Annotated in this window: 8 protein-coding genes; 2 read left to right on the plus strand and 6 right to left on the minus strand. The window is 75.4% G+C overall.

The window, feature by feature from the left end:
• Positions 1-153: 153 nt before the first annotated feature.
• From ACFWXO_RS40380 to ACFWXO_RS40395, 4 genes are all read right to left on the minus strand, one after another.
• Positions 154-891, minus strand: coding sequence for a glucose 1-dehydrogenase (locus ACFWXO_RS40380; protein ID WP_380530992.1), 738 nt, complete (start codon positions 889-891; stop codon positions 154-156).
• Positions 892-1,043: 152 nt separating this feature from the next.
• Positions 1,044-1,961 (minus strand): undecaprenyl-diphosphate phosphatase, encoded by a 918-nt coding sequence (locus ACFWXO_RS40385; protein WP_380530994.1) that lies wholly within the window; start codon positions 1,959-1,961, stop codon positions 1,044-1,046.
• A gap of 136 nt (positions 1,962-2,097) precedes the next feature.
• The gene (locus ACFWXO_RS40390; RefSeq protein ID WP_380530997.1) at positions 2,098-2,268 is read right to left on the minus strand and encodes a hypothetical protein; all 171 of its coding nucleotides are present in this window, start codon (positions 2,266-2,268) and stop codon (positions 2,098-2,100) included.
• A gap of 207 nt (positions 2,269-2,475) precedes the next feature.
• Positions 2,476-3,255, minus strand: a complete 780-nt coding sequence (locus ACFWXO_RS40395; protein WP_380530999.1) for an NRDE family protein — start codon at positions 3,253-3,255, stop codon at positions 2,476-2,478.
• Between the two features lie 224 nt (positions 3,256-3,479).
• Between ACFWXO_RS40395 and ACFWXO_RS40400 the strand changes: the two genes are divergently transcribed.
• Both ACFWXO_RS40400 and ACFWXO_RS40405 read left to right on the plus strand, forming a co-directional pair.
• Entirely contained in the window at positions 3,480-3,968 is a 489-nt protein-coding gene (locus ACFWXO_RS40400; protein ID WP_380531002.1) for a carboxymuconolactone decarboxylase family protein, read from the plus strand.
• Between the two features lie 11 nt (positions 3,969-3,979).
• Positions 3,980-4,789, plus strand: coding sequence for an isocitrate lyase/phosphoenolpyruvate mutase family protein (locus ACFWXO_RS40405; protein WP_375892883.1), 810 nt, complete (start codon positions 3,980-3,982; stop codon positions 4,787-4,789).
• Positions 4,790-4,943: 154 nt separating this feature from the next.
• On the opposite strand, the gene ACFWXO_RS40410 is transcribed toward ACFWXO_RS40405, so the two are convergent.
• Both ACFWXO_RS40410 and ACFWXO_RS40415 read right to left on the minus strand, forming a co-directional pair.
• Positions 4,944-5,201, minus strand: coding sequence for a hypothetical protein (locus ACFWXO_RS40410; RefSeq protein WP_375892885.1), 258 nt, complete (start codon positions 5,199-5,201; stop codon positions 4,944-4,946).
• An 81-nt stretch (positions 5,202-5,282) separates the two neighbouring features.
• The coding region (locus ACFWXO_RS40415) for a cytochrome P450 (RefSeq protein ID WP_380531006.1) at positions 5,283-5,916 on the minus strand (634 nt) is incomplete at its 5' end.

Raw genomic sequence — 5,916 nt, forward strand, 5'->3', positions numbered from 1 at the left:
CCCCGTGCGCGCTTATGTATGTCGTGCGAGTGTTGCTCCGCGGGGGCGTGGCGCCCGCGGTTGGTTGCCCGGCTGCCCCCCCCGCGGTCCGGCCTCGCGACCCCCCGCCCCCCCCCGCGGGTTGTCGTCGGTGCGCCGTCGGTGCGCCGTCGGTCAGCCCAGGCCGCCGGTGGCCCGGAGGTTCTGCCCGGTGACCCAGCGGGCGTCCGGCCCGGCCAGGAAGGCGACCACGTCGGCGATGTCCTCGGGCTGTCCGAGCCGGCGCAGCGGGGTCAGGCCCGCGACCCGGTCGAGCGCCTCGGGCGGGTTGGCGGCACGCAGCAGGTCGGTGTCGGTGGCGCCGGGGGAGACGGTGTTGACGGTGATGCCGCGCGGGCCGAGTTCGGCCGCGGCGACGGCGGTGAGCTGTTCGACGGCGCCCTTGCTGGCGGCGTACGCGGCGATGCCGGGGACGGGGCGCACGGTGTTCACGCTGGAGATGTTGACGATCCGTCCGCCGTCGCGCATCCGGCGGGCCGCGTAGCGGACCGTGGTGAACACGGCGCGGGTGTTGACGGCCAGGACGGCGTCGAAGGCCGTGTCGTCGAGGTCCGCGAGCGGGGTGGGGGTGAAGGACCGCGCGGCGTTGTTCACCAGGATGTCCAGCCCGCCGAGCCGCTCCTCGGCCGTGGCCATCAGCCGCTCGGCGGCGCCCGGTTCGGCGAGGTCGGCCGGTACGGCCCAGGCGCGTCCGCCGCCCGCCGCCACCGCGTCGACCACCGCCTCGGCGGCCGCCCGGTCGGTGGCGTAGCCGAGGACGACGTCCGCGCCCTCGCGCGCCAGCCGCTCGACGATCGCCCGTCCGATGCCCCGCGAGCCGCCCGTGACGACCGCCGCCCTGCCCTCGGCCACCCTGCGCACCTGTCCTGCCGCCGTTCCTGCCACCGTTCCACCTCTCGCGAAGTCGCCTGTCCTGCCGGTGACATGGTCGCCGAGGCGGCCGTTCGGTGCGCGGGATTTCCGGCGGGGCCGACTGTGGGCTGTCGGAGCCGCGGGAGGGGGGCTCAGACCGAGAGGTAGATCGCGCTGCCGAGGCCGGCCAGGAAGCAGTACACCGCGAACGGGGTCAGGCTGCGGGTCTCGAAGTACTTGGTGAGGAAGCGCACCGAGATGTAGCCGGCCACGAAGGCGGCGACGCTGCCGGCCGCGACCGGGCCGAGCACGGAGGAGTTCTCCGGCTTGAACAGCTCGGGCACCTTCAGCACCGAGGCGGCCAGGATGACCGGGGTGGCGAGCAGGAAGGAGAACCGGGCGGCGTCCTCGTGGTGCAGCCCGCGCAGGATGCCGGCGCTCATGGTGACGCCGGAGCGGCTGATGCCGGGGAACAGCGCGAGGATCTGGGCGGCGCCGATCCAGGCGCCCTGGCCGTAGCCGAGCCTGGTCAGCCGGACGTCGGAAGCGGTCGCCGGGTCGAGGCCGGGCTCGTCGACGGGGGCGGCGTACCCGGCCCGGCGGCGGCCGCTGCCGCCGCGCTTGAGCCGTTCGGCGCCGAGCAGCACCAGGCCGTTGAGGGCGAGGAATACCGCGGCGGGCAGCGGCTTGCCGAGGGCGTGCCGCAGGGCCTTCTCCAGCACGAGTCCGGCCACGCCGACCGGGATGGTGGAGATGATGAGCAGCCAGGTGAGCTTCTCGTCCCGGGTCTGCACCCGGCGGTGCCGGATCGAGCTGACCAGGCCGCTGACCACCCGGACCCAGTCCCGCCGGAAGAACACCACCAGGGCGAGCGCGGTGGCCAGGTGCAGGGCGACCAGCGCGGCGAGGTAGGGGGAGCCGTCGGCGGTCATGTCGAGGTCCTGCTGGATCTTCCCGCCGAGCACGGCCGGAAGCAGGATGCTGTGGCCCAGGCTGGAGACCGGGAAGAGTTCCGTCACACCCTGCAGCAGGCCGACGCCTATCGCTTCCGGGTAGGTCAGGGTGGACATCGCGCACCTTCGCTCGGGGGTCTGCGGCCGCCCGATCCCGGTGGCCACCGCGAAGCTACTACGGGCATGTAGACGCCTGGCAGGCCCGCTCCCAGAAGTTCATCGAGCGTATGTCCGGGCGTCACCGGGCCCGGACTCAGCCGAACAGCGCGCCGGCCAGGGCGCCCAGCAGACTGCCGAACGGCACGCTCCGGTGCACGGCGGCGCCGAGCAGCAGACCGGCGGTCGCGGCGAGCGGGACGCCCAGCAGCGGCAGGGCGACGGCCAGCAGGGCGGACCGGCGGGGCGTGCGGGGCGGGCGGTCCATCGGGCGCCTCCTACGGGGGCGAGGGGTCGACGGAGCCCTACGATGCAGCCTCCCGCAGCGTCAGCTTCAAGTCCTTTTCCGGGACCCGGTTCGGACGTACGTCCGTCTCGGACGTCCGGATCGCTCGCGGGCGGCCGGCCGGGACGTACGTCCGTCTCGGACGTCCGTGTCGGTCGGACGTACGACCTGGACGCACGTCCGTCCCGGTCAGGCCTCCACCCGCCGCCACCCCGACCCGTCGGCGGGCACCGGGGCGGTCGCGAAGTCGTAGCGCAGCAGGTCCGGCCCGAGTGCCAGCAGGGAGATCGAGGAGGAGCCCCAGATCCGCCCGTCGCCGAAGTCCCGGCGCTGGATCAGCGCGGCGTCCTCGTCCGGCGCCAGCCCGTCGCCGGTGACGACCGGCAGCCAGCCGCCCCAGGCCCGCTCGGTCGGGCCGTCGGCGGTGGGGCTCGGCCGGGGCTCGGCGCGGAACCGGGCCCGGAAGTGGTCCGCGCGGGCGGCCATCAGCGAGCGGATCCGCTCGGAGGCGGTGCGGTTGGCCGCCATCCCCTCCAGCCCGTCGTTGAGCACCACGCTGAGCCCGGTGGGCAGTTCGTGCTCGGTGAGCCGGCCGCCGCCCCAACTGGCGACCCGGGCGCCGTCGGGGCGGACCTGGACGAGGTGGAAGGGGTCGTACGGCGTCAGGTCGAGGTGGCCGATCCCGCCCTCGCGGACGGCGGTGAGCGGGAGTTCGCCGCGGCTGAGCCTGCTGTCGGCGGGGGCGAGCGGGCCGAAGCCGTTCAGCAGGCAGGCGGCGGTGCGCCGGGTGGGGTCGACGGCCAGCCAGGTGCCGCCGGCCGCGAGGTCCAGTCCGCCGAGCAGTTCGGGCCGCTGCGGCCAGTGGTGGTCCGGCGGCAGCCAGGCGCGGCCGAGGTACTCGTCCCGGACGGAGAGCAGCAGCACCGGTACCGCTGCCTCCGGTTCGATGCTGATGAACGCCGTGCACACGGTCCCGTCCCCCTGGTCCGATCCGCTGGTCCGATCTGCCGGTCCGATCCGCCGGTCCCGCCCCCTGGTCCGATCCGCTCGGAAGGTGCGAGGATCCGGAGGTCCGAGGATCCGAAGATCCACCAGCGATCCTCGCACGCCCGTTCGTGCGCCGGAAGTGGCCCAAGGATCCGAGCGGCGAATGCACCAGTGGGACGGGCCAGTCGGCTCCTAGGCTGGCGACCGTGACGACGAACGAGACCGAGACCCACCAGACCGACGCCGTGCCCGCCCCCGAGCTGCGCCTGCAGCTGGGGCGGCTCGCCCCCGAGTTCTACCAGGCCATGATCGCCGTGGACCGGGCCTCCCGGCAGGGCCTGGACCCGGTCCTCGCCGAGCTGGTCAAGGTGCACGCCTCGATGATCAACGGCTGCGCCTTCTGCATCGACATGCACGCCACCGACGCCCGCAAGAACGGCGAGCAGGACCACCGCCTGGTCTCCCTCCCCGCCTGGCGCGAGACCCCGTGGTTCACCGCCCGTGAGCGGGCCGCCCTCGCCCTCACCGAGTCGGTCACCCTGCTCACCCAGGGGCACGTGCCGGACGCCGTGTACGCCGAGGCCGCCGCGCACTTCGAGCAGGCCGAACTGGCCCAGCTGATCGCGCTGATCGCCACCATCAACGCCTGGAACCGGATCGGCGTGTCCACCCGCATGAGCCCGGCCGCGAAGTGAGCGGGGCCGCGATGACCACCCAGCAGGAGAAGGCCCGGCTGCTCCGGGAGCTGCACCGCCCGGGCGAGCCGCTGGTGCTGGCCAACGTGTGGGACGCGGCGAGCGCCCGGCTGGTGGCCGGCGCCGGGGCGCGGGCGCTGGCGACGGCCAGCGCCAGCGTGTCCTGGTCGCTCGGCAGCCCGGACGGCGGCGGCGCCGACCGCGACCAGGTGCTGGCCCGTACCGCCGAGGTGGTCCGCTCGGTCGACCTGCCGGTCACCGCGGACCTGGAGAGCGGCTACGCGGACACCGCGGCCGGGGTCGGCGCGACCGTCACCGCGCTGCTCGCCACCGGCGCGGTCGGGGTGAACCTGGAGGACGCGGACCACACCCCGGAGCAGGCCGCGGAGCGGGTCGCGGCGGCCCGGGCGGCGGCCGACGCGGCCGGCGTCCCGCTGTTCCTGAACGCCCGGACCGACGTGTTCCTGCACGGCCTGGGCGAGCCGGAGGGCCGGCTGGACGAGGCGGTCCGCCGGCTGCGGGCGTACGTCGAGGCGGGCGCGGACGGCGTGTTCGTCCCCGGCGTCGCCGACCCGGAGACCATCGCCGCCCTGGTCGCGGCCGTCCCGGCCCCGCTGAACGTGCTGGCGGCGCCGGGCGCACCCACGGTCGCCGAGCTGGCGAAGCTGGGCGTGGCCCGGATCAGCCTGGGCCCGGGCCTGGCCAAGGTGGCCTACGCGGCGGTCCGCCGGGCGGCCGAAGAGGTGTACGGGAGTGGTACGTACGCCGCCCTGGACGGCGGGCTGACCTACCCGGAGCTCAACGGCCTGTTCACGGGCTGAGCCCCGGGGGCGGGCAGCGGGCAGGAGCGGGCAGCAGACAGGAGCGGGCGGCGGACCGGACGGGGGTCGGTCGGCCGCCCGCTCCACCGCACGTCCGGGCGGCCCGGTGCGGCGGGCGGCCCGGTGCGGTGGGCGGCCCGTGGCGGCGGGTGGGTCAGCCGATCTGCCCGCTGAGCCCCGGGTGGGACATCTGGTTGGTGCCGATGGCCTCCACCTCGTCGGCCGTGTGCCCGACCACCGGGAGCTTGCCCGCGGTCTGCAGGGCGAGGTCGGCGGGGGAGAGGGTGAGGCCGTCGGTGAGGCCGCCGGTGGCGTCCGGCGAGCTGGCGACCTGGCTGGTGGCGGAGGCCGCCGGGGCGGCGAGGGCGAGGCCCGCCATGGTGAGGGCGGCGAGGGTGGCGAGTTTCTTCATGCCCTGCCGAACGACCGGGCCGCCCTCAGGTAACCGGGTGGCGGCAACCGTCACCCCTGTCGCCCGTTCCGGCGGCCCGCATCACGCGCCCGTCCCCCGGACCGTCACCCGCAGCGTCCGCACGCTGTTGCTCACGAACGAGCCGATCGGCTCCGGCCGTTCGCCCTCCGCCAGGGCCAGCGCCGGGAACCGGGCGAACAGGTGCCGCAGCGCCGTCTCCGCCTCCAGCCGGGCCAGCCCCGAGCCGAGGCAGAAGTGCGGGCCGTGTCCGAGCGACAGGTGCCGGGCGGGCTGCCGGGTGAGGTCGAAGCGGTCGGCGTCCGGGTAGTGCCCGGCGTCGCGCCCGGCCGCGGCGTACGAGGCGAGCAGGGCCTCGCCGCGGCGGATCACCACGTCGCCGACCTCGATGTCCTCGCTCGCGTAGCGCAGCGGGAACTGGCCGACCGGCGAGTCGTGGCGCAGCGTCTCCTCCACCACCGCGGACCACGGCTGCGCGCCGTCCAGCACCAGTCGCAGCTGGTCGGGGTGGGCGAGCAGGGCCCGGACGGCGTTGGTGATCAGGTTGAGCGTGGTCTCGTGCCCGGCCACCAGCATCAGCAGCAGGGTGCCGACGAGTTCGGCCTCGCTGAGCCCGTCCCCGGCCTCGCGGACGGCTATCAGGTCGGTGGTGAGGTCGTCCCCGGGTTCGGCCCGCTTGGCGGCGACCACCGAGGCC

Source organism: Kitasatospora sp. NPDC059088 (assembly GCF_042738155.1).
GTDB lineage: Bacteria > Actinomycetota > Actinomycetes > Streptomycetales > Streptomycetaceae > Kitasatospora.

Excerpts from the sequence above, each read along its gene's own strand:
- ACFWXO_RS40385 (WP_380530994.1), bottom strand. The coding sequence starts at position 1,961 with ATGTCCACCCTGACCTACCCGGAAGCGATAGGCGTCGGCCTGCTGCAG.
- ACFWXO_RS40390 (WP_380530997.1), bottom strand. The coding sequence starts at position 2,268 with ATGGACCGCCCGCCCCGCACGCCCCGCCGGTCCGCCCTGCTGGCCGTC.
- ACFWXO_RS40405 (WP_375892883.1), top strand. The coding sequence starts at position 3,980 with ATGACCACCCAGCAGGAGAAGGCCCGGCTGCTCCGGGAGCTGCACCGC.
- ACFWXO_RS40410 (WP_375892885.1), bottom strand. The coding sequence starts at position 5,201 with ATGAAGAAACTCGCCACCCTCGCCGCCCTCACCATGGCGGGCCTCGCC.